We start from the raw sequence: 21232 nt of genomic DNA, 5'->3' as shown, positions 1-21232 counted from the left end.
ATGCCTAAAGCCTTGGAAAATGCGCTGAAAGGGCCGCAAACCTTGGCCAATGCCTGGCGCCGGGCTGGCTCCACCCGGTTTCGGCCACCGCGCAAAGCCGGGGAAAAACCTGATGGTTGAAAATAGCCTTGCTGACAAGGGTTTCCGACCAGATACAGGCCTGCACGCCGGCCAGCTTTTCCGCCTGTCCCACCCAGTCCGAAGGCTCGGTTTCATAGGTGGCCTGCACCGGTGTCATCCCCGCCCAGCTTGCGCCGGGCTCATGCCAGCCGTGGCTTTGGGCAATGTCGAGGTAATAGGCTGTGGCGGGTGCAAAAGTTACATTGTAACCGACATTTGACAGCATTTTGGCCAAATCGGCGCTTTGCCATGCGAAAATCAGCGCATCTTCCGCCGCCACGCCATCGCCCTCGGCGCATTCATCCCAGCCGCCCATGATGCGCCCCTCGGCCGCCAGCCGGGCCTGACAACGGCGCATGAATGCCGATTGGATGGCACTGTTACCCGGCAGGTTCAGCCGCCGCGCGGCGGGCGAGCTATCCCAGGCGCCGCGCGCCACCTCGTCGCCGCCAAGGTGGAATACCCTGGCGGGAAAGATCGGCAAAAGCTCGTCGAGGACCGTATTCACAAAGTCGAGTGTCGCGGGCAGGCCGGGGTTGAGCGCGTTGTTCTTGAAACCGTGGACAGAGATATAGCTGTCTGGTGTCTCATCAGGGTCAATCAGATGCGGCAGGGCGCGCAGGGCGGCGGTGCTATGGGCGGGGATGTCGATTTCCGGGATGACCTCGATGCCCAGCGCGGCGGCCTCGGCCACCAAAGCCGCGGCATCGGCCTGGCTGTAATGGCCCGACTGGCCGGCTGCACCGTCGCCCAGAAGCGGCGGCATCGCCTGCCCCCAACCGCGCGTGGCACCGATTTCGGTGAGGGCGGGAAAGGCGCGGATTTCGATGCGCCAGGCCTCGTCATCGGTCAGGTGCCAATGGAAGCGGTTGAGCTTGTGCCAGGCCATGATCGCCAGAAAACGCCGCAGATCATCCATCGGGTAAAAGCGGCGGGCCACATCCAGATGCGCGCCGCGCCACTGAAAGCGCGGGCTGTCGGCAATGGTGGAGCCCGCCGCCGGATAGGTGAAAAGCGCGGGGTTCTGGCGCGCATGATGCGTGGCCTGAGCCAGCGTGATGAGGGCGTAGAGCAGGCCGGGGCCGCTTGCATGAATAGTAACGGCGTCGGCTTGAAAAGCGAGCCTGTAGCCTTCGCCCATGTCTTCGGGAACATGGCAAAGCTGCACAGGTCCGGCTTCAAAAAGCTGCGGCTGGTCGGGAAAGAGCGTGGCAAAAAGCGTGGCGGCGGTCGCGAACGCGGCCCGCAACGCGGCGCTGGCATCGGGTGGCAGGGAAAAGCCGGCGGGTGCGGCGGCCGAGCCTGTCAGCGCAATTTCGGCGGGCATGGGGGAGAGGCCAAGGCCCGGCGCGGGTGGCGCGGGCGGTGGCGGCGTGTCATCCACCGGCGGGTTATCGCAGGACAGCGGGGCTGTGGGAATGTCCTGGGTCGTGCCATCGGGCAGCACCAGAAAGGCGCTCATCACGCCATCATTGCTGTGTTTCGGGGTGAAAGACAGGTTGGTGAGCGTAAAGCTGAGCGGCCCTTCGGCAAGCGGCGCGACAAGGTGGAAACTGCCATCGACCTGCTGCAATTCGGCGCCGGAAATCGCGCCCGAAAGCGTGCGCAACTGGCTGGTATAGGCAAGGCGATAGCCCGCAGGCAGCGCCTCGGCCCCATGCAGGGTGATGGTGAAGCGGCCATTATCCGGCCCCTCGGCCCAATGGGCGGTGACATGCGGTTCAGTCATTTTTGGCCTGTAGCATATGGGCATAGAGGCTGGTGCCGGTGCCCGGAAGTGGCGTGGCCCCGCAGGTGCGGGCGTAAAAGGCATCATCAGCGGAATCGCCTATGAAGGCATAGACATGGCCAAGATGGCGCAGCGCATCCATCGCCGCCCAGACGAGTGCCGCGCCAATGCCTTGGCGCCGCGCAGTGGTCGCCACGCCTGTTGGGCCGAAAAAGCCGGGCGCGGTGACGTTATAGGCGGCAAAGCCAAGCAGGGTATTTTCGCGCTGGGCGGTGAACAGGCTGATGGGCTGGCGGGCAAAGGCGGGGGCAATTTCATCGGCCCAGCCACGGTGGAAATTTGTGGTGACCCAATCGGCAATCAGCCCGGATTCGGCGGCCAGCGGGCGGCGGATGATGATGCCCGCATCCAGCGCGGGGCGCGCGGGCAGATCAAGCAGGCGCACAAGCAAATCAGCCATGCGCCGCCCCGCCGCCAATGCGTGCGCCGCTGGCATCGAACACATGCAGATGGGCCGGTTCGGCGGCCAGTTTCACGGCCTGGCCAAGCCTCAGTGCGTGGTCGGGCGGCAGTTGCGCGGTCAGCAGCGTGCCATCGGCCAGCGCGCAATGGGCATAGGAAACGGGGCCGAGGTTTTCAATCTCGGAAATGGTCACGGCAATCGCGCCATCATCCGCCGGGCGCAGATGTTCGGGGCGCAGGCCGAGGGCGAGTTTTGCGCCTTCGGGGGCTTCATGCGCCAGCGGCAGCGCGCCGCCATCGGCCAGAACGGCCCGTTTGCCCTGTGCGGTGGCGGGCAAAAAATTCATCCGCGGCGAGCCGATGAAGCCGGCCACAAAGCGGTTGGCGGGGCGATGGTAAAGCTCCATCGGCGCGCCGACCTGCTCGATATGGCCATCACGCAGCACGACGATTGTGTCGGCCAATGTCATCGCCTCCACCTGATCGTGGGTGACGTAAACGAAGGTTGCCGAAAGCTCGCGCCGCAGCGCGGCGATTTGCAGGCGCATGTCGACACGCAATTCGGCATCGAGGTTGGAGAGCGGTTCGTCGAACAAAAACACCTTGGGGCTGCGCAGGATGGCGCGGCCAATGGCAACGCGCTGGCGCTGGCCGCCGGACAGGTCTTTGGGCTTGCGGTCGAGCAGCTTGTCGAGCTTCAGCAGCTTGGCGGCTTCAAGCACCTTGCGGTCAATCTCGGCCTTATCAACCTTGGCCATGCGCAGCGCGAAGCCGATATTTTCGCGCACGGTCATTTGCGGATAAAGCGCGTAGGACTGGAAGACCATTGCGACATCGCGGTCCACCGGAGCATCATCGGAAATGTCGCGCCCATCAAGATGGATGGCGCCGGATGTGCGTTCCTCCAGCCCGGCAATGGTGCGCAGCAGGGTGGATTTGCCGCAACCCGAGGGGCCGACGAACACCACGAAAGCATTGTCGCCGATTTCAAGGTTGATGTCGTGCAGCACCTGCACCTTGCCATAGGCCTTGTTCAGGTTTTTGATGGAGATGGTGGACATGGCTTACTCCTTAACCCCGCCCTGGGTGAGGCCCTCGATAAACTGGCGCGAGGCCAGAACGAAGGCGATGATGGTGGGGACAAGCATGATGAGGATACCGGCAAACATCAGGTGCCATTGCACGGCGAACTGGCTGCGAAACTCGGCAATGCCAAGGGTGATTGGGTAGTTTTCGGGGCTTTGCAGAAAGATCAGCGGCAGGAAATATTCGTTCCAGCTTTGCACAAAGGTGAGCAGGGCGACGGTTGCAATGGCTGGTCGGATGAGCGGCAGCACCACGCGCCAGTAGATGGAGAACGGCAAAGCGCCATCCATGCGGGCGGCATCCTCCAGTTCCGATGGCACCGAGCGGAGGAAGGCTGTCATGATGAACACGGCGACGGGCATCATCGAGGCGGATTGCACGAGAATGACGCCGGTGAGCGTATCCAGCAGGCCAAGCGTGTTGACGGTCACGAAAAGCGGCGCAAGGGCAAGGCGGATGGGGATGATCACGCCCAGCATGAAGCAGCCGAAGATGAGGGTGGAACCACGGAACGGCATCCGCACCAGCACGAAGGCGGTGGTCGAGGCGCAGAGCGTGACGATGACCACGGTAAAGCCGGAAATGATGACCGAATTCAGGAAGTAGCGGCTGAAATTCGCACCCACCCAGGCCTCGACATAGTTGCCGAAGGACCATTGGGAGGGCAGGTTCAGCGGGCCGCGATAAACCTCGCCCAGATTCGGTTTGAACGAGTTGATGACCGCCACGCCGATGGGGAACAGCACCACGATCGCCCATGCGATGAGGATGAACTGCACGACCAGTTGTTCTTTGCGCGACAGGCGGAAAAGCTTGTCCATGACCTAATCCTTGCGCAGATTCTTGAGCGACAGGTAAAGTGCTGCGGGCAGAATTAGCAGCGCGGTGATCAGCCCGATGGCCGCCGCCATGCCGAAATTGATGTTGACGGATGTGGCCGAGCCGCCGAATGACGTGCGGAACAGGAAAGTGCCCATGATGTCGGTATTGCGCAGCGGCCCGGCCTCGGGGCCCATCAGCAGCAGCGTATAGTCGGCATTGTTGAACACATCGACCATGACGATCACGGTGATGAGAATGAAGGCCGGGCCAAGCACGGGGAAGACCACGGCGCGCAGGGTTTGCCAGCGGTTGGCGCCATCAAGCATCGCGGCCTCCAGCAGATGGACGCGCACGGCGATGATGGCCGACATGATGAGGATGATGGCAAAGCTGAGCCGGTGCCAGGTGTAGAACACAGCGAGGGTGGAAAGCGCGAGGTCCGGCTCGCCCAGAAAACCAATCGGCGCATCCATCACGCCAAGGCCCTTGACCAGCAGCGTGTTGATGGGGCCACGGGTTTCGACCATCATGTTCAGCAGGAAGGCCACGGCGGCCCCGGCCAGCGGATAGGGGATGAAGAAAATCGCGCGGTAAGTGTTGCGGCCCCATGTGCGGAACGACAGCAGCAGCGCAAGACCGGTGCCAAGCACCAGCATCGCGCCGATGATGACCACAAAGAAATAGATGTTTTGCAGCAGCGCGTTGAGGAACTGGTCGCGGTAATAGGGCTCGCCCAGCAATTGCGTGAAATTGCCGAGGCCCACATATTCCGAGGGGCCAATGCCCGGCCAGCGCACCAGCGACAGGCCGAGCAGGCCCAGCAGTGGCATGAAGTTGAAAATGCCGTAAAGCGTGACGCCGGGCAACAGCAAAGCAAGGCGCTGCAGGCGGGCTTTTTGCTTGTAGGTCATCGGCATTCCCCCAAATGAAAGGCGCGCGGCAGGCAGCCCGCCGCGCGCCCGGATCATATCAGCTTACTGGCAATTTGCCGCGCCAACATAGTTCCAGCTGTTCAGACCGGCCTGAATGCTGGCAGCGACCTCTTCAGCCGAAGAACCGCCCGAAAGCAGCGCCTGATAGCCATCGGCCACCAACTGCCCATAGGAAGGCTCGCCCGCATTCAGCGCATAGGCAAAGAACGGGGTGGGGGCGGCGGAATTGTCGGCGATCATACCGGCCACCATGTTCAGGCGCGCATCTTCAACCGTGTATTCGGCACCATAGGCGGGCAACTCACCCACCTGGGCGACGAACAGTTCGGCAAATTCGCGCGTGGCGGTGAAGGCCATAACGGCGGCCACAGCGTCGGCCTTGTCGCTGGCGGCATTGGCCAGATAGGTGCCATCGCCAAAGGCATAGACCTTGCCATTGTCACCGGGCACCGGCATGAAACCCATTTCGAGCCCCGGGTCGATTTCATACATCGGCGAGGTCGGGCCGGAGGACCAGACACCGTCGATCATCATCGCCGCTTCACCCAGGGCCACGGCCGTGCGCATGGCGCCGTAATCATCGGCCATTGGCGAGGGGTTCATATAGCCCGCCGCCTGCCAGTCGGCCACGGCTTGAAGCGTGGCCACAAAGGCCGGGTCGGTAAAGCAGACGGTGCCGTCGATCAGCCCCTGGGCGGTGGCATCATCCACCATGCCAGCGGTCATCACTTCGCCAACCACCTGGTTGAGCCACCAGCCGGAACGGGCGCCAAAGGACATGGGTGTAACGCCCGCTGCGGCCAGCGCATCGGCGGCGGCGGTCAGTTCAGCCATATTTGTTGGCACTGCAATGCCGTTGGCCTCAAACACACCCTTGTTATAGATGATGCTTTCCATCTGAATGGCGAAAGGCACGCCGTAAACCTGCCCATCGGCGCCCATTGCGGCGGTCATCGCTGCGGGGGCCATATTCGACAGGTCAACGCCCTCAAGCGGTGCGATCACGCCAGCATCGATGAAGCTGGCCAGCCAGGCGGCACCGGCGCGGCCCTGAAAAATGTCGGGACCACCCGATTGCAGGTCGATGCGCAGCTTGGTGTCATAATCATCGGAATTCAGGCGCACGAAGTTGATGGTCACGCCATCAATCAGGTTATTGTCGGAAATATACTGCCAAAGCGGGATTTCCTGTTCGCGCCAGCTGTAAATCGTCACCTCTTCGGCGGCTGCGGTCTGGCCAACGGCCAGAAATGTGGTGGCCAGCAGCAGGCCCGTCAGTTTTGTCGAAGTCATTCTCTCTCTCCCAGTTTTGCGCCGTGGCGCGGTTGTCGAGCGCGGGGGTCTGCCCCCGTCACATGCTGTTGAGCGCGGCGCGCAAATGGCCCCGCGCCGCCCCCAGAATTTGTGCGGCATTCTCGATGTCGCGCGCACCGCTGGCCAGCAGAACCGCCAGCTTTATCGCACCACTGGCCGCCGTCAGATGGTGGTGTGCGCTTGCCAGGTCGCAGCCGGAAATGCGCGCCACAATGCGCGCGGCGCGGTCTTCCAGCTTGGCATTGTCGGCCACGAGGTTGACCATCATCCCGTCATGCACATGGCCCAGCAGCACGCCCATCAGGCTTGACATGGCGTTGAGCGCGGCCTTTTGCGCAGTCGCAGCCCCCAGACGGGTCGAGCCGGAAATGACTTCCGGCGGGGTTTCAAGGCAGATGCCGATTTCGGCCTGCGCCAGCATCGGGCTGGCGGGGGTGTTTACAATGGCAATGCGGGTTGCCTGCGGCGCGGCTTTCAGAAAGGCCAGCGGGTAGGGCGTGGCGCCCGAGGCGGAAATGGCGATGACACAGTCATGCGCGCGCACGGTGCTGGCCGCGGCGCGCGCCTCGGCAACATCATCTTCGGTATTGCCGGTCATATGCTGCAGGCTGGCCGCGCCCCCGGCGAGCGATATGACGATCTGCGCGGGCGACAGGCCGAATGTGCCGGGCAGCTCCAGCCCGTCGGCCATGCCCATCAGCCCGGAACTGCCCGCCGCGGTGTAAATCAGCCGCCCGCCATTGCCGATGGCCGCCGCCATCGCCTCGGCCCCGGCCTGAAGCGCGGGCAGGGCCGGGCGCAACGCGGCCAAAGCGGCCAATTGCCCTTCGACCAGCGCCGACAGAATTGCCGGTGGCGCCAGGGTATCAAGCCCCTGGGCCAGGTCATGCGGCTGTTCGGTTCTGCGCAAGGTCATGGTGATTCCTTTGTCCTGCTTCTACAATGCCAAAACAATACCATTTGTCTACAACTTTCTGACATCCAGCAAGAGAATGACGAAAAACCCGAAATTAATCTCGATTCCAGGCTATGAAAGTAAGGGTATTGCCTGCAAGAAAATTCTAGGTATTATATCGGTATTCATTTTGCGGGTTGGTATTGAACCGGCCGGAATCCACAAGGGGGGCGGCACATGATAATTGACCAGATGCTTGCGCCCAGTCGCTGGCTGCGCCCCAATGGCGGGCCGCGCTACCTGCAATTGCGCCGCCATATCGAGGCGGCCATCCAGGACGGCACGCTCGCCCCCAACAGCCCGCTGCCCGCCGAACGCGAAATCGCCGCAATCACAGGGCTTTCGCGCGTGACCGTGCGCAAGGCGGTGGAAACGCTGGTCGATGACGGGCTGATCGTGCAGCGCCGTGGCTCGGGCTCATTCGTGGCGGCCAAGGTCCAGCGGGTCGAGCAATCGCTCTCGCGGCTGACATCTTTCACCGAAGACATGGCGCGGCGCGGCATGGTGGTGGAAAGCAAGTGGCTGGAGCGCGGGTTGTTCATGCCCTCACCGCAAGAGGTGGTGGCGCTGGGGCTGCGCGGCGGCGATTCGGTGGCGCGGATCGCGCGGCTGCGCTGTGCAAACGGTTTGCCGATGGCGATTGAACGCGCGGCCCTGTCGGCCGAGCTTTTGCCTAATCCGCTGCTGGTCGACTCTTCGCTTTATGCGGTGCTGGAGCGTGACGGCAACCGCCCGGTGCGCGCCATCCAGCGCATTTCGGCCACCAACCTGACGGGCAACAATGCCGCGCTTTTGGGCGTTGAGCCGGGCGAGGCGGGGCTGCGGATCGAGCGGACCTCCTATCTTCCAAGCGGCCGGGTGGTGGAATTCACCCAGTCGATCTATCGCGGCGATGCCTATGATTTCGTCGCAGAACTCCAGATTTCAGGATAAGACATGACCCAAACCCATATGGCGCGCGAAGTCGCGGAAATTCCGGCGGCGGCCCGAAGGCTGCTTGGCGAAGGGCGCGGCGCGATCGAGGCCACTGCCGCCGATTTGCGCGATGTGAACCCGGCTTTTGTATCGACCGTGGCGCGCGGCTCGTCCGACCATGCGGCGACCTATCTCAAATATGCCTGCGAGCTGTCGCTTGGCCTGCCTGTCGCCTCGATCGGGCCATCGGTGGCCTCGATCTTCGGGGCCAGGCTGAAGCTGGGCGGCGCGGCTTGTTTTTCGATTTCGCAATCGGGCCAAAGCCCCGATATTGTGGCAATGGCCCAGGCGGCAAGCGATGCCCAGGCCTGCACGCTGGCCATAACCAACCAGCCCGATTCCCCGCTGGCCCGCGCCAGCCGCAACACGGTGCCGATCATGGCCGGGCCGGAATTGAGCGTGGCAGCCACGAAAACCTTCGTGACCTCGGCGCTTGCCGGGTTGGCGGTGCTGGCGCATTGGGGCAGGGATGATGCGCTGATTGCCGCGATTGATGCGTTGCCCGACCAGCTTGAAGCGGCGGCAAGGCTCGATTGGTCGCCGCTGCGCGATGCCTTGCTGGCGCGCGATTCCATGTATGTTTTGGGGCGCGGCCCGTCTTATGCGATGGCCTGCGAGGCGGCGCTGAAATTCAAGGAAACCTGCGGTATCCATGCCGAAGCCTATTCAAGCGCCGAGGTGCTGCACGGCCCGGTCGAGATTGTCGGCGGTGATTATCCGGTGCTGGTGCTGGCGGCACGCGATGCGGCAGAGCCTGCCGCGATGGGCGTGGCCGAGCAGCTTGCAACCCGTGGCGCGCAAGTCTTTGCAACCTCGGACATGGCCAAGTCGGCCACGCGGCTGCCCTTTGTCGCCACCAGCCATCCGCTGACCGAGCCTTTGGCGCTGATCACCGGGTTTTACGCCTTTATCGAACAGCTTGCGCGCGCACGCGGCCGCAACCCCGACACGCCCGCCAATTTGCGCAAAGTCACGGAGACGACCTGATGCCGGTTGCCCTGACAGGAGCCACAATTTTTGACGGCGAGAGCCGCATATCAGGCCATGCGCTGGTGCTGGATGCGGGGCGCGTTCTGGGCATTCTGCCGCCGGGGCAACTGCCCGAGGGGGCGGAAATACAGACGCTTGAAGGTGGGCTGCTGACAGCGGGTTTTGTTGACCTTCAGGTGAATGGCGGCGGCGGGGTCATGCTGAATGATGCACCCGAAGCGGCCACAATGGAAACGATCGCCAAGGCGCATTTGCCCTTTGGCACGACAAGCCTGCTGCCCACGCTGATTACCGACACGCAAGCGCATGTGCGCGCCGCCATTGCCGCCGCAAAAGCCTGCACATCGCCCGGTGTGGCCGGGCTGCATCTGGAAGGGCCGCATCTTTCGGTGGCGCGCAAGGGGGCGCATGATGCCGCGCTTATCCGTGCCATGTCGGATGAGGATTTGACCGCGCTTTGTGACGCCGCGCAAAGCCTGCCCAGCCTCTATCTGACCGTGGCCCCGGAATCGGTGACGGCTGCGCAAATCCGGCACCTGGTTGATGCGGGCGCGATTGTCTCGCTTGGCCATAGCGATTGTGGCTATGCCCAGGCCAGCGCCGCCTATGATGCCGGGGCGACCGCCGCCACACATTTGTTCAACGCCATGAGCCAGTTGACCAACCGCGAGCCCGGCATGGTGGGCGCGCTGCTGAACGAGGGGCGCGCATCATCGGGCGTTATTGCTGATGGCATCCACGTTCACCCCGCCACGTTGCGCGCCGCACTGGCCGCCAAGCAAGGGCCGGGGCGGCTGTTTCTGGTCAGCGATGCAATGGCCACAATCGGCACGGATATGCGCAGCTTCACGCTGAACGGGCGCGAAATTCTGCGCGAGAACGGGCGGCTGACCCTGGGTGACGGCACATTGGCGGGCGCCGATCTGGATATGATTTCGGCTGTGCGCTTCATGGTGGATGTGATTGGTCTTGCCCAGGACGAAGCCCTGCGCATGGCCTCGGCCTATCCCGCCGATTTGCTGGGCCGGGCTGATGAGATTGGCAGGCTGCGCCCCGGAACACAGGCCGATATACTTTGGCTTGGCGCGGGGCTGGAAATTCAAAAGGTCTGGCAGCGCGGCAAAGGCGCGGCATAGCGTATACTGCGGCACACATTTTCCTTGATCCTGATATATTTCCCCGTTAAGTTTCGTATCGGAAACACAGCGGATGATTGGATTGAATGTGACCGAAGCCCGGAGAACCGTTTTTCACCCGCTACACCAGGAACTGGGCGCGCAATTCACCACGTTTGCAGGCTATGACATGCCGCTGCGCTATCCGATGGGCGCGATGGACGAGCATTTGCACACGCGAAGCGCGGCGGGCCTGTTCGATGTGTCGCATATGGGGCAGATTTTTCTGACCGCGCCCGGCGGCGTGCCGGCGGTGATGGCGGCGCTTGAAACGCTTGTTCCGGTGGATTTGCTAAGCCTGAAACCGGGCCGCCAGCGCTATGGGCTGTTCACGACGCCCGATGCCGGGGTGATTGATGACCTGATGGTCGCCAATTTGGGCGAGCGTGTTTACATGGTGGTGAATGCGGGTTGCAAGGCCGCGGATATGGCGCATTTGCAGGCAAACCTGAAGGGTGTGGACTTTGCCCTGCATGACCGCGCCCTGCTGGCCTTGCAGGGGCCGAAGGCCGCAGAGGCACTGGCCGCGCTTGCCCCCGAAGTGGCCGGGATGAAATTCATGGATGTGCGCGAGATGACCATCGGCGGGGCCGAGGTGATTGTGGCGCGCGCAGGCTATACCGGCGAGGACGGGTTCGAGATTTCGCTGGCCAACGCCGATGCCGATGCCTTTGCGCGCAAACTGCTAGCGCTGGAGGGCGTGGCCCCCATCGGCCTTGTGGCGCGCGATACCTTGCGCCTTGAAGCCGGGCTATCGCTGTATGGTCACGAGCTTGGCTTGGATATGACCCCGATTGAAAGCGGCATCGGCTGGGCGATCAACAAGGCCCGCCGCACGGGTGGCGCGCGGGCAGGCGGCTTTCCGGGTGCGGCGCGGATTCTGGATGAAATGGCCAATGGCGCGCCGCGTATGCTGGTCGCGCTGAAGGGTGAAACCCGCGCCCCGGTGCGCGAAGGCGCGCCGATTTTTGCCGAGGCTGAAGGTGGCGCGCAAATCGGCCATGTCACCTCGGGCGGGTTTGGCCCCAGCCTTGGCGGCCCTTGCGCGCTGGCGCTGGTCGATGCCGCCCATGACGCCCAGAAATACTATGCCGAAGTGCGCGGCCGCCGCCTTGCGATGAACCGCGCCACCCTTCCTTTTACCCCCCATAACTACGCCCGATAGGAGCCTGATATGCGCTATACCGATGACCATGAATGGATTGAAGCCGATGGCGATGCCTTTACCATTGGCATTACCAACCACGCCCAGGAAGCGCTTGGCGATATCGTGTTCGTCGAACTGCCGGAGGTGGGCGACAGTTTTTCAAAGGGCGATGTGATGGCGACCGTGGAATCGGTGAAGGCCGCATCGGATATCTACGCGCCGTTCGATGGCGAGATCACCGCTGCAAACGCGGCGCTGGCCGATGAGCCGGGCACTGTCAACTCCGCCCCCACAGCGGGCGGCTGGTTTGTGAAAATGACCGCCACCGATGCCAGCCAGCTCGACGATCTGCTGGACCAGGCCGCCTATGACGCGCTGATCGCGTAACCTTTCAAGCTAGGAATATACCATGCGCAGCGCCGATTATTCTGCCGCCCGTGATAGTGCGTTTATTGCCCGCCATAACGGGCCGAACGGCGATGACGTGGCTGAAATGCTGAAAACCTGCAAGACCAACGGGCTGGACCAGTTGATCGAGCAGACCGTGCCATCCGACATTCGCAACCCTGAACCGCTGGCTTTGGGTGCGCCCATGTCCGAAGGGGCGCTGCTGCGGCATATGCGCGACATTGCCGATATGAACGAGGTGTTCACCAGCCATATCGGCCAGGGCTACTATGATTGCATCACTCCGCAGGTGATCGAGCGCAACCTGCTGCAAAGCCCGGCCTGGTATACCGCCTATACGCCTTATCAGCCGGAAATCAGCCAGGGCCGGCTTGAGGCGCTGCTGAATTTCCAGACGATGGTGGCCGATCTGACCGGGTTGGACATGGCCAATGCCAGCCTGCTGGATGAGGCGACCGCCGCCGCCGAGGCGATGGCAATGGCCCAGCGGCAGGGCAAATCCAAAGCCAATGCGTTCTTTGTGGATGCGGCCTGCCATCCGCAAACCATTGCCGTGATCCAGACCCGCGCCGAGCCTTTGGGTTGGGATGTGATCATCGGCAACCCCGATGATGTTGACCCGAGCGCGGTTTTTGGTGCGATCTTCCAGTATCCCGGCACCGATGGCAGCTTGCGCGATTTGCGCGGCCCCATTGCGGCCGTGCAGTCGGGTGGCGGGCTTGCGGTGCTGGCTTGCGATCTTCTGGCGCTGACCCTGCTGGCCAGCCCCGGTGAGCTTGGCGCCGATATCGCCATCGGCTCGACCCAGCGTTTTGGCGTGCCAATGGGCTTTGGCGGGCCACATGCCGCCTTCATGGCCACGCGTGACAAGTTCAAGCGCGCCTTGCCGGGCCGCATTGTTGGCGTGTCGGTCGACCGGCGCGGCAATGCCGCCTACCGACTTGCCTTGCAAACCCGCGAGCAGCATATCCGCCGCGAAAAGGCCACATCGAACATTTGCACCGCGCAGGCGCTTTTGGCGATTACCGCGGCGATGTATGCAAGTTTTCACGGCCCCGAAGGGCTGCGCGCCATTGCCGAACGTGTGCGCCGGCTGACCGCCGTTCTGGCCAAAGGGCTGGGGGTTGACGGCCCGGTATTCGATACAATCCGCGTGCCGGTTGCCGATGTCGATGCAACCATTGCCAGGGCTGAAACCGCGCGCATCAACCTGCGCCGCTATGATGATGCGGTCGGCATCAGCCTTGATGAAACCAGCTTCCCCAAAACGGTTGAAAACCTCTGGGCCGTGTTTGGCGTGACTGCGGATTTTGAAGCACTCGATGCCGCGGTTAACCCCGATTATGCCGCCCCCTTTGCGCGCAAAACCGACTATCTGACCCATCCGGTCTTCCATCTCTACCGCACCGAAACCGAGATGATGCGCTATTTGCGCCGCCTGTCGGACAAGGACCTGGCGCTGGACCGGGGGATGATCCCGCTTGGTTCCTGCACCATGAAGCTGAATGCGGCGGCTGAAATGGCCGCCATCACCTGGCCCGAATTTGCCGGTATGCACCCGTTCTGCCCGCCCGAACAGGCCAGGGGCTATACAAAAATGATCGAAGATCTGAACGCCGATCTGTGCGAGATCACCGGCTATGACGCCATGTCGATGCAGCCGAATTCCGGCGCGCAGGGTGAATTTGCCGGGCTGATGGCCATTCGCGGCTATCATCACGCCAATGGCGATACGCATCGCGATGTCTGCCTCATTCCAAGCTCGGCGCATGGCACCAACCCCGCCTCGGCGCAGATGGCGGGGATGAAGGTTGTCGTTACCGGCTGCGACGATCAGGGCAATGTCGATATCGACGATCTGGCCGCGAAAATCAATGAACATGCCGATAATCTGGCCGCGATCATGATCACCTATCCCTCGACCCACGGGGTGTTTGAAACCGAAATCCGCAAGATCTGCTCGATGGTGCATGAGGCTGGCGGGCAGGTTTATATGGATGGCGCCAATCTCAACGCGCAGGTCGGCCTGTCCAAGCCCGGCAAGTTCGGCTCGGATGTCAGCCATCTGAACCTGCACAAAACCTTCTGCATTCCGCATGGCGGCGGTGGCCCCGGCATGGGGCCGATCGGTGTGGGCGCGCATCTGGCGCCCTTCCTGCCCGATCATGCGGTGGGTGGCACTGGCGCGCGGCAGGTTTCGGCCGCCCGCTTCGGCTCGCCGATGATCCTGCCGATTCCCTACGCCTATATCAAGATGATGGGCGCCGAGGGGCTGACCCAGGCCACCAAACTGGCGATTCTCAACGCCAACTACATCGCCGATGCGCTGGAGGCGGATTACAAGGTGCTGTATCGCGGCGCGCGCCGCCGTGTGGCGCATGAATGCATTCTCGACATCCGCCCCATCAAGGACGCCTGCGGCATTTCCAACGAGGATATCGCCAAGCGGCTGGCCGATTACGGCTTCCACTCGCCGACGATGAGCTTCCCCGTGCCCGGCACGCTGATGATCGAGCCGACCGAAAGCGAATCCAAGGTGGAGCTGGACCGGTTCATCGCCGCGATGAAGGCGATCCGCGAGGAAATCCGCGCCGTGGAGCGTGGCGACTGGCCCGCCGACAATAACCCGCTGGTCAACGCCCCGCATACCGGCCGCGACCTGACAGATGCCGACTGGCCCCACCCCTATTCCCGCCACAAGGCCGTCTTCCCGCTGGAAAGCCTGCTGGCGAATAAATACTGGCCCCCGGTGAACCGCATCGACAACGCCTATGGGGACAGGAATTTGATTTGTTCCTGTCCGCCGTTGGAGAGCTATGGGGAGGCGGCGGAGTAAAAATTTCCAGCCTCGGCGATAGCCGGGACAGGTGTGTTTTTGGGTCTGTCGTTTTTTTGCCGAAAGGGTGATTGGGGCGTATTGTGAAGTTTGTCGACTGGAAGCGGGTCGAAAAGTTTATCGACCAGCTATACCACGCCACTGATGCGCTTGAAGAGATGTTCCCGGGACGGAAATTTACGCCTGATGGGCATTTGGTCGGGAGTGTTGGAGAGGTTGTAGCTGCATATATGTTTGATTTGAAACTGAACGCAGCGTCGACATTGGCGCATGATGCAAAAACACCGGACGGTAAATGTGTCGAGATTAAGCTGACACAGGGAAAAAGCGTCGCAATCCGCCACGAACCCGAGCATCTTTTGGTGCTTAGCCGACCCAAAGGTGCCAACATTACTGTGGTTTACAACGGCCCCGGCGCACTTGCATGGAAAGAGGCCGGAAAGTTTCAGAAAAACGGCCAACGGGCGATAGGTCTGAGCAAACTTGCCGCATTAGATGCAAAACTGCGCGACGAAGATCGGCTAACGCAAGTGAGAGCGGCTCCGGTTTGATCCTCAAGTCCTTGCCCGTAGGGTGCGCATTTATTGCGCACCATGATGCAATGGCCAAAGAGGTGCGGAAAGAATGCGACCAAAGAGGTGCGCAATGAATGCGCACCCTACGGGCACCCAATTTCCGCTTGACGCCTTTGCCCCCCTTCACTACTTAGCAGCACCGATGGCGAGGTAGCTCAGCTGGTTAGAGCACACGACTCATAATCGTGGGGTCGGGGGTTCAAGTCCCCCCCTCGCCACCATCATCCCCCCTCTTTGTCCGGAACAGCGGCGCGCGCAGCGTGCTTGGCATTCAAATCCGCCGATCGCCGGTTTATACTGTGCAAATGTCAGCCGATCTTTTCTCTCATTTCCCGCTACGCAAGGGCCGGACGCATGAAAGCTGCGGCCCCGGGGCTACGGGCTTTGCGCTTGCGCTGGCAGGCCAGGGGGCGGACCAGGGCGGCGGACCTGTCATGTGGGTGCGCCCGGGCTGGGATGGCAGCGCGCTGAACCCCGTGGGCTTTGGTGCTTATCTTGACCCGCAGCGCCTGTTGCTCGCCCGCCCCAAAACCCATGCCGAAACCCTGGCCGTGGCCGAAGAGGCGCTGCGCTCGGGCGCCGTGCCGCTGGTGGTGGTCGAGCTGAATGCCGCGATCGATCTGACCAGCGGGCGGCGGTTGCAACTGGCCGCCGAGGCCGGAAAATCCACCGGACTATGCCTGATCCCCGAAGCGATGGGCAGCAATGCCGCCGAAACCCGCTGGCACTGTTCCCCGCTCTTTGATGCAGATGCCGGCGCGGCAGACTCGACTCTGCAGCGCTGGGCGCTTATCAAGAACAAATCAGGAACAATAGCAGCGTGGGATGTCCGTTGGAATGCAGAGACGCGTCGTGTCATTGTGGTTTCCGAGGCTGGCAAGCGACAGGGCGCTGCGGGCGCGGCCGGTTGACGGCCCCTTTGCGCTGACCCTCCGCCACAGCAATACCGACCGTCTTTATTGCCTGAACCGTGCCGCCGAACAGCAGGGGCTGAACCGTGGCATGAGCTTTTCCGATGCCCGCGCCTTCTGCCCCGATCTGCAAAGCCGCCCGGCCGATATGCCGGGCGATGCGGGCTTTCTGCGGGCCTTGGCGCGCTGGGCCACGCGCTATTGCCCCTGGGTCGGGCTGGAGGGGGGCGACGGGCTGGTGCTGGATGTCACAGGCGCGGTGCATCTCTGGGGTGATGAGGCGCGGATGCTTTGCGATATGCGCCAGCGGCTGGCCCGTGCCGGGCTTTTCGTGCAGGCCGGGCTGGCCGATACGCGCGGTGCCGCCTGGGCCCTAGCGCATTATGGTGAAGGCTGTGCCGCGCCGGGCGAATCGCTTGGCGCCATTGCCGATTTGCCCGTGGCCGCCCTGCGGCTGGAGGCCGATACCGTGGTCGCCCTGCAGCGCGTGGGCATCCGGCGCATTGACGCGCTTGCCGCCCTGCCGCGCGCCAGTCTTGCCCGCCGCTTTGGCCGCGATGTGCTGATGCGGCTGGACCAAGCCTTGGGCGCGCAGCCCGAACATGTCAGCCCGCTATCCGCCCCTGTGCATTACGGTGTGCGCATGACCCTGCCCGACCCGATCGGGCTGGCCGCCGATGTGATGGCGGTGGCCGAGCGGCTGCTCGACCGGCTTTGCGCCAAGCTCAAGGCGAACGAGACCGGCGCGCGCATTCTGCGGCTGACCCTGCGCCGCGTGGATGGCGAAAGCCAGCAGGTTGAACTGCGGCTGGCGCGCCCTTTGCGCGAGCCGCTGCGCATTCTGTCGCTATTTAGGCGCGGGGTCGATCAGGTGGATGCCGGCTTCGGGATAGACCAGATGCGGCTGGAGGCGGTCGAGGTGGCGGGTCTGCCGGTGCAGCAGCTCAGCCCACACCGCCAGCAGGGCAGCGCCGCGCTCGATGATCTGATCACCCGCATCGGCACGCGGATCGGGCTGGAAAACGTGCAGCGGTTTCTGCCGGCCGATAGCCATATCCCCGAGCGCAGCTTCCTCATCGCCCCCGCGGCCTATTCCGAGCCGGAAGGGCCGTGGTTGCGCGCCGCCCCGCGCCCCGCCTGGCTGTTCCCGCCCGAGCCGATTGTCGGTGAGGGGCGCCAGCCACCGGCGCAGTTTCGCTGGCGGCGGATGCCGCTGACCACGGGGCGGGCGCGCGGCCCGGAACGCATTGCACCGGAATGGTGGTTCGAGGATGAAAGCTGGCACAGGGGCTTGCGCGATTACTGGCTGGTGGAAACCCGGCAGGGGCGGCGGCTGTGGCTGTTCCATACGCCGCAAAACCCCGGCTGGTTTGTGCAGGGGGAATTTGCATGACCCAGCATAACCGCCCGGACCTTGCCAAGGATTATGCCGAACTGGCCGTCACCACCAATTTCACCTTTCTGACCGGCGCCTCGCATCCCGAAGAAATGGTCACACGCGCGGCTGAACTGGGGCTTTCGGCCATTGCCATTACCGACCGCAACTCGCTGGCCGGTGTGGTGCGGGCCTATGCGGCGCTGAAAAGCCTGCGCGAAACGGCGCAAGAGGCGGTGAAAATCCGCTCGCAGCAGCAATTTGACGGCAGTTCACGCCAATCCCGCGGCCCCTCTGGCCCGGTGGTGCATCACGCCACGCCCGCCTTGCCCAAACTCATTGTCGGCTGCCGCCTTGTGCTGGCCAACAGCCCGGTGGACTGGATCGCCCTGCCGCGTGACCGCGCGGCCTATGCACGGCTGACACGGCTGCTGACCCTTGGCAAGCGGCGCGCGGGCAAGGGCGAATGCCATCTCGATCTTGATGATCTGGCGCAAGGCTGCGCGGGCATGATGCTGATCGCCCTGCCAAAGGGGCGGCTTTCGCGGGCGGTGTCTTCTATCCAGACGCTGCGGCGGCAATTTCCCAACCATGTCTATGTGGGGGCGGTGCCGCGCTATGATGGCAGCGACCAGGCCTGGCTGGCGGGCTGCGCGCGGCTGGCGCATAAAACCTCGGCCCCGATGGTGGCTGTGGGCGATGTGCTGATGCACCGCGCCAACCGCCGGCAGCTGGCCGATGTGCTGACCTGTATGCGCGAACATATCACCATTGATGAGATCGGCACCCGCGCGCTGCCCAATGCCGAACGCCGCCTGAAAGCCCCGGCCGATATGGCGCGGCTGTTTGCCGACCACCCCGCCGCCATCCGCCGCACGCTCGACATTGCCGCGCGCTGCAGCTTTTGCCTGAGCGAGCTGAGCTATGAATACCCGGACGAAATTTCCGACAGCGAGGAACCACAGGCGCGGCTTGCGCGGCTGGCGGCCGAGGGGCTGAAACGCCGCTACCCGCAGGGCCCGACGGACAAGGCCATCGCGCAGGTGAAAAAAGAACTGGCGCTGGTCGAAAAGCTGAAATTTCCGGCCTATTTCCTGACCGTGCATGACATTGTGCAATTCGCCCGCAGCCAGGGCATTCTGTGCCAGGGGCGCGGCTCGGCGGCCAATTCCATTCTGTGCTACCTGCTTGGCATTACCGATGTCAGCCCCGAAACCATTACAATGGTGGTGGAACGTTTCGTGTCGGAACATCGTGGCGAGCCGCCGGATATCGATGTCGATTTCGAGCATGAGCGCCGCGAAGAGGTGATCCAGCACATTTATGCGAAATATGGCCGCCACCGCGCCGGGCTTTGCGCCACGGTCATCCATTTTCGCGCGCGCGCGGCCATCCGCGAGGTGGGCAAGGTCATGGGGCTTAGCCAGGATGTCACCGCCAGCCTGTCGGGGCAGATCTGGGGCATGTCCAGCAGCGGGGCCGACCCTGAACGCATCCGCGAGCTTGGGCTTGATATGAAAGACCGCCGCCTTGCCCAGACCATCCGGCTGATCGGCGAGATCATCGGCTTTCCGCGCCATCTTAGCCAGCATGTCGGCGGGTTTGTCATTACCAAAGGGCGGCTCGACGAGCTGTGCCCGATTGAAAATGCCGCGATGGAAGACCGCACGATCATCGAATGGGACAAGGACGATATTGATACGCTTGGCATTCTCAAGGTCGATATTCTTGGCCTTGGGATGCTGACCTGCATTCGCAAGGCCTTTGATCTGCTGCTCGGCCACGAGCGCAAATCGCTGTCTATCGCCACCGTGCCGCAGGCCGATACCGCCACCTATGACATGCTTTGCGTGGCCGATGCGGTGGGGGTGTTTCAGGTGGAAAGCCGCGCGCAGATGAACTTTTTGCCACGCATGAAGCCGCGCGAATTTTACGACCTCGTCATCGAGGTGGCCATCGTGCGCCCCGGCCCCATTCAGGGCGGCATGGTGCATCCCTATATCAACCGCCGTCAGGGGCGCGAGGCGGTGGAGTTTCCCTCGGCTGCGCTGGAACAGGTGCTGGGCAAGACGCTGGGCGTGCCGCTGTTTCAGGAACAGGCCATGCAGATTGCCGTGGTCGCCGCCGGGTTTACGCCCGAAGAGGCTGACCGGTTGCGCCGCTCGCTGGCCACGTTCCGGCGCATGGGCACGATCAGCACCTTTCGCGACCGTTTCATCAACGGGATGTTGGAGCGCGGCTATACACCCGATTTTGCCGACAGGTGCTTTTCGCAAATCGAAGGGTTTGGCGAATACGGCTTTCCCGAAAGCCACGCCGCCGCCTTTGCCATGCTGGCCTATGTTTCGGCATGGCTGAAATGCCACCATCCGGCGGTGTTTGCCTGCGCGCTGCTCAATTCTCAGCCGATGGGGTTTTATGCGCCCGCGCAGATTGTGCGCGATCTGCGCGAGCATCAGGTCGATGTCCGCCCGATCTGCGTGAATTCCAGCGCATGGGACAATACGCTGGAACGCTGCGCCAATGGTGCGCTGGCCTTGCGGCTTGGCTTTCGCCAGATCAAGGGTTTCAAGGAGGAAGATGCCGACTGGATCGTCGCCGCCCGTGGCAATGGCTACCCCGACCCCTCGGCCTTGTGGCTGCGCGCGGGCCTTGGCCCTGCGGTGCTGGAGCGGTTGGCCGAGGCCGATGCCTTCACCGAAATGGGGCTTGGCCGGCGCGATGCGCTCTGGCAGGTCAAGGCGATCCGCGGGCAAATGCCCCTGCCGCTGTTCAATGACCCGATCGAGGGCGAGGGAATTGTCGAGCCGGCCGTCACCCTGCCCGCCATGCATTTAGGCGAAGAGGTGGTGGAGGATTACGTGTCGATGCGCCTGTCGCTGCGCGCCCATCCGATGGAGCTTTTGCGCCCGACCATGCCGGGGCTGACCCCCCATGCCGAACTGGCCAGCATACCCATGCAAACCCTAACCGTGTGCGGCCTTGTCGTGACCCGCCAGCGCCCCGGCACCGCATCGGGTGTGGTATTCTTGACGCTGGAAGATGAAACCGGGGTCAGCAATGTGGTGGTCTGGCGCAAGGTTTACGCGCAATTCCGCCGCGCCGTGATGGGCGGGCGCCTGCTGCGCGTGACCGGCTATTTGCAGCGCGAGGGGATTGTCGTGCATCTGATCGCGCAGAATATCGAAGATATGTCGCCGCGCCTGTCCGAGCTTGGCCACCCGATGGATGGCGCCATCGGCATTACCCAGCCCCAGGCCGACGATGCCCCGCGCCCGGCCCGTCAAGCGCCTCGGGTCCAACCGACTCGGGTCATGCATCCGCGCGAACAGGCCAAGCGCCTGTTCCCCAGCCGCGATTTTCACTAGCAGGGCCAGCTACAGGCGCCGGTCCGGCCCGGAAGGTGCAAGGCCGGGGCGC

General features: G+C 63.1%; 17 protein-coding genes and 1 tRNA gene. 11 read left to right on the top strand and 7 right to left on the bottom strand.

What is annotated here, in order from left to right; all coding sequences use genetic code 11:
• Positions 1–4: 4 nt before the first annotated feature.
• From LGT41_RS02980 to LGT41_RS02950, 7 genes are all read right to left on the bottom strand, one after another.
• On the bottom strand, positions 5–1849 hold the full coding sequence (locus LGT41_RS02980; RefSeq protein WP_274128547.1) for a beta-N-acetylhexosaminidase: 1845 nt from the start codon (positions 1847–1849) through the stop codon (positions 5–7).
• Positions 1842–2309 carry a GNAT family N-acetyltransferase gene (locus tag LGT41_RS02975; protein WP_274128546.1) on the bottom strand — a complete coding sequence of 156 codons (468 nt, stop codon included), beginning with the start codon at positions 2307–2309 and terminating at the stop codon, positions 1842–1844. The genes LGT41_RS02980 and LGT41_RS02975 overlap by 8 nt, the downstream gene beginning before the upstream one ends.
• Positions 2302–3372 carry an ABC transporter ATP-binding protein gene (locus tag LGT41_RS02970; protein ID WP_274128545.1) on the bottom strand — a complete coding sequence of 357 codons (1071 nt, stop codon included), beginning with the start codon at positions 3370–3372 and terminating at the stop codon, positions 2302–2304. The genes LGT41_RS02975 and LGT41_RS02970 overlap by 8 nt, the downstream gene beginning before the upstream one ends.
• A 3-nt stretch (positions 3373–3375) precedes the next feature.
• Positions 3376–4218, bottom strand: a complete 843-nt coding sequence (locus LGT41_RS02965) for a carbohydrate ABC transporter permease (RefSeq protein ID WP_274128544.1) — start codon at positions 4216–4218, stop codon at positions 3376–3378.
• 3 nt (positions 4219–4221) lie between these two features.
• Complete coding sequence (locus tag LGT41_RS02960) at positions 4222–5130, bottom strand: carbohydrate ABC transporter permease (protein ID WP_274128543.1); 909 nt, start codon at positions 5128–5130, stop codon at positions 4222–4224.
• Positions 5131–5193: 63 nt separating this feature from the next.
• Positions 5194–6444 (bottom strand): extracellular solute-binding protein, encoded by a 1251-nt coding sequence (locus LGT41_RS02955; RefSeq protein WP_274128542.1) that lies wholly within the window; start codon positions 6442–6444, stop codon positions 5194–5196.
• Positions 6445–6502: 58 nt separating this feature from the next.
• A complete protein-coding gene (locus LGT41_RS02950) occupies positions 6503–7381 on the bottom strand; it encodes an N-acetylmuramic acid 6-phosphate etherase (RefSeq protein WP_274128541.1) in 879 nt (292 codons plus the stop codon).
• A 216-nt stretch (positions 7382–7597) separates the two neighbouring features.
• Here LGT41_RS02950 and LGT41_RS02945 point away from each other — a divergent pair, with 216 nt between their 5' ends.
• The 11 genes from LGT41_RS02945 to LGT41_RS02895 all read left to right on the top strand — a co-directional run bounded on the left by LGT41_RS02945 (position 7598) and on the right by LGT41_RS02895 (position 21180).
• Positions 7598–8353: a GntR family transcriptional regulator gene (locus tag LGT41_RS02945; protein ID WP_274128540.1), complete on the top strand. Its 756-nt coding sequence runs from the start codon at positions 7598–7600 to the stop codon at positions 8351–8353.
• 3 nt (positions 8354–8356) lie between these two features.
• Positions 8357–9382, top strand: coding sequence for an SIS domain-containing protein (locus LGT41_RS02940; protein WP_274128539.1), 1026 nt, complete (start codon positions 8357–8359; stop codon positions 9380–9382).
• On the top strand, positions 9382–10521 hold the full coding sequence (gene nagA / locus LGT41_RS02935) for an N-acetylglucosamine-6-phosphate deacetylase (RefSeq protein WP_274128538.1): 1140 nt from the start codon (positions 9382–9384) through the stop codon (positions 10519–10521). The genes LGT41_RS02940 and nagA overlap by 1 nt, the downstream gene beginning before the upstream one ends.
• Positions 10522–10594: 73 nt before the next feature.
• Positions 10595–11725 carry a glycine cleavage system aminomethyltransferase GcvT gene (gcvT, locus tag LGT41_RS02930; RefSeq protein WP_274128537.1) on the top strand — a complete coding sequence of 377 codons (1131 nt, stop codon included), beginning with the start codon at positions 10595–10597 and terminating at the stop codon, positions 11723–11725.
• A 9-nt stretch (positions 11726–11734) separates the two neighbouring features.
• Positions 11735–12094 carry a glycine cleavage system protein GcvH gene (gene gcvH, locus LGT41_RS02925; protein WP_274128536.1) on the top strand — a complete coding sequence of 120 codons (360 nt, stop codon included), beginning with the start codon at positions 11735–11737 and terminating at the stop codon, positions 12092–12094.
• 22 nt (positions 12095–12116) lie between these two features.
• Entirely contained in the window at positions 12117–14951 is a 2835-nt protein-coding gene (gcvP, locus tag LGT41_RS02920; RefSeq protein ID WP_274128535.1) for an aminomethyl-transferring glycine dehydrogenase, read from the top strand.
• 83 nt (positions 14952–15034) lie between these two features.
• Positions 15035–15502: a DUF6998 domain-containing protein gene (locus tag LGT41_RS02915; protein WP_274128534.1), complete on the top strand. Its 468-nt coding sequence runs from the start codon at positions 15035–15037 to the stop codon at positions 15500–15502.
• A 168-nt stretch (positions 15503–15670) separates the two neighbouring features.
• Positions 15671–15747, top strand: a tRNA-Met gene (locus tag LGT41_RS02910).
• An 84-nt stretch (positions 15748–15831) separates the two neighbouring features.
• A complete protein-coding gene (locus LGT41_RS02905; protein ID WP_274128533.1) occupies positions 15832–16437 on the top strand; it encodes an ImuA family protein in 606 nt (201 codons plus the stop codon).
• Positions 16352–17830, top strand: a complete 1479-nt coding sequence (locus LGT41_RS02900; RefSeq protein ID WP_274128532.1) for a Y-family DNA polymerase — start codon at positions 16352–16354, stop codon at positions 17828–17830. The genes LGT41_RS02905 and LGT41_RS02900 overlap by 86 nt, the downstream gene beginning before the upstream one ends.
• Entirely contained in the window at positions 17827–21180 is a 3354-nt protein-coding gene (locus tag LGT41_RS02895) for an error-prone DNA polymerase (protein WP_274128531.1), read from the top strand. The genes LGT41_RS02900 and LGT41_RS02895 overlap by 4 nt, the downstream gene beginning before the upstream one ends.
• Positions 21181–21232: the final 52 nt, after the last annotated feature.

Source organism: Abyssibius alkaniclasticus, from assembly GCF_020447305.1.
In the GTDB taxonomy this organism is placed as follows: Bacteria; Pseudomonadota; Alphaproteobacteria; order Rhodobacterales; family Rhodobacteraceae; genus Abyssibius; species Abyssibius alkaniclasticus.
This window is presented reverse-complemented; position numbering and strand designations above follow the sequence as displayed.

Coding starts and splice junctions, on each gene's coding strand:
- LGT41_RS02980 (WP_274128547.1), bottom strand. CDS start 1,849: ATGACTGAACCGCATGTCACCGCCCATTGGGCCGAGGGGCCGGATAAT.
- LGT41_RS02975 (WP_274128546.1), bottom strand. CDS start 2,309: ATGGCTGATTTGCTTGTGCGCCTGCTTGATCTGCCCGCGCGCCCCGCG.
- LGT41_RS02970 (WP_274128545.1), bottom strand. CDS start 3,372: ATGTCCACCATCTCCATCAAAAACCTGAACAAGGCCTATGGCAAGGTG.
- LGT41_RS02965 (WP_274128544.1), bottom strand. CDS start 4,218: ATGGACAAGCTTTTCCGCCTGTCGCGCAAAGAACAACTGGTCGTGCAG.
- LGT41_RS02960 (WP_274128543.1), bottom strand. CDS start 5,130: ATGACCTACAAGCAAAAAGCCCGCCTGCAGCGCCTTGCTTTGCTGTTG.
- LGT41_RS02955 (WP_274128542.1), bottom strand. CDS start 6,444: ATGACTTCGACAAAACTGACGGGCCTGCTGCTGGCCACCACATTTCTG.
- LGT41_RS02950 (WP_274128541.1), bottom strand. CDS start 7,381: ATGACCTTGCGCAGAACCGAACAGCCGCATGACCTGGCCCAGGGGCTT.
- LGT41_RS02945 (WP_274128540.1), top strand. CDS start 7,598: ATGATAATTGACCAGATGCTTGCGCCCAGTCGCTGGCTGCGCCCCAAT.
- LGT41_RS02940 (WP_274128539.1), top strand. CDS start 8,357: ATGACCCAAACCCATATGGCGCGCGAAGTCGCGGAAATTCCGGCGGCG.
- nagA (WP_274128538.1), top strand. CDS start 9,382: ATGCCGGTTGCCCTGACAGGAGCCACAATTTTTGACGGCGAGAGCCGC.
- gcvT (WP_274128537.1), top strand. CDS start 10,595: ATGATTGGATTGAATGTGACCGAAGCCCGGAGAACCGTTTTTCACCCG.
- gcvH (WP_274128536.1), top strand. CDS start 11,735: ATGCGCTATACCGATGACCATGAATGGATTGAAGCCGATGGCGATGCC.
- gcvP (WP_274128535.1), top strand. CDS start 12,117: ATGCGCAGCGCCGATTATTCTGCCGCCCGTGATAGTGCGTTTATTGCC.
- LGT41_RS02905 (WP_274128533.1), top strand. CDS start 15,832: ATGTCAGCCGATCTTTTCTCTCATTTCCCGCTACGCAAGGGCCGGACG.
- LGT41_RS02900 (WP_274128532.1), top strand. CDS start 16,352: ATGTCCGTTGGAATGCAGAGACGCGTCGTGTCATTGTGGTTTCCGAGG.
- LGT41_RS02895 (WP_274128531.1), top strand. CDS start 17,827: ATGACCCAGCATAACCGCCCGGACCTTGCCAAGGATTATGCCGAACTG.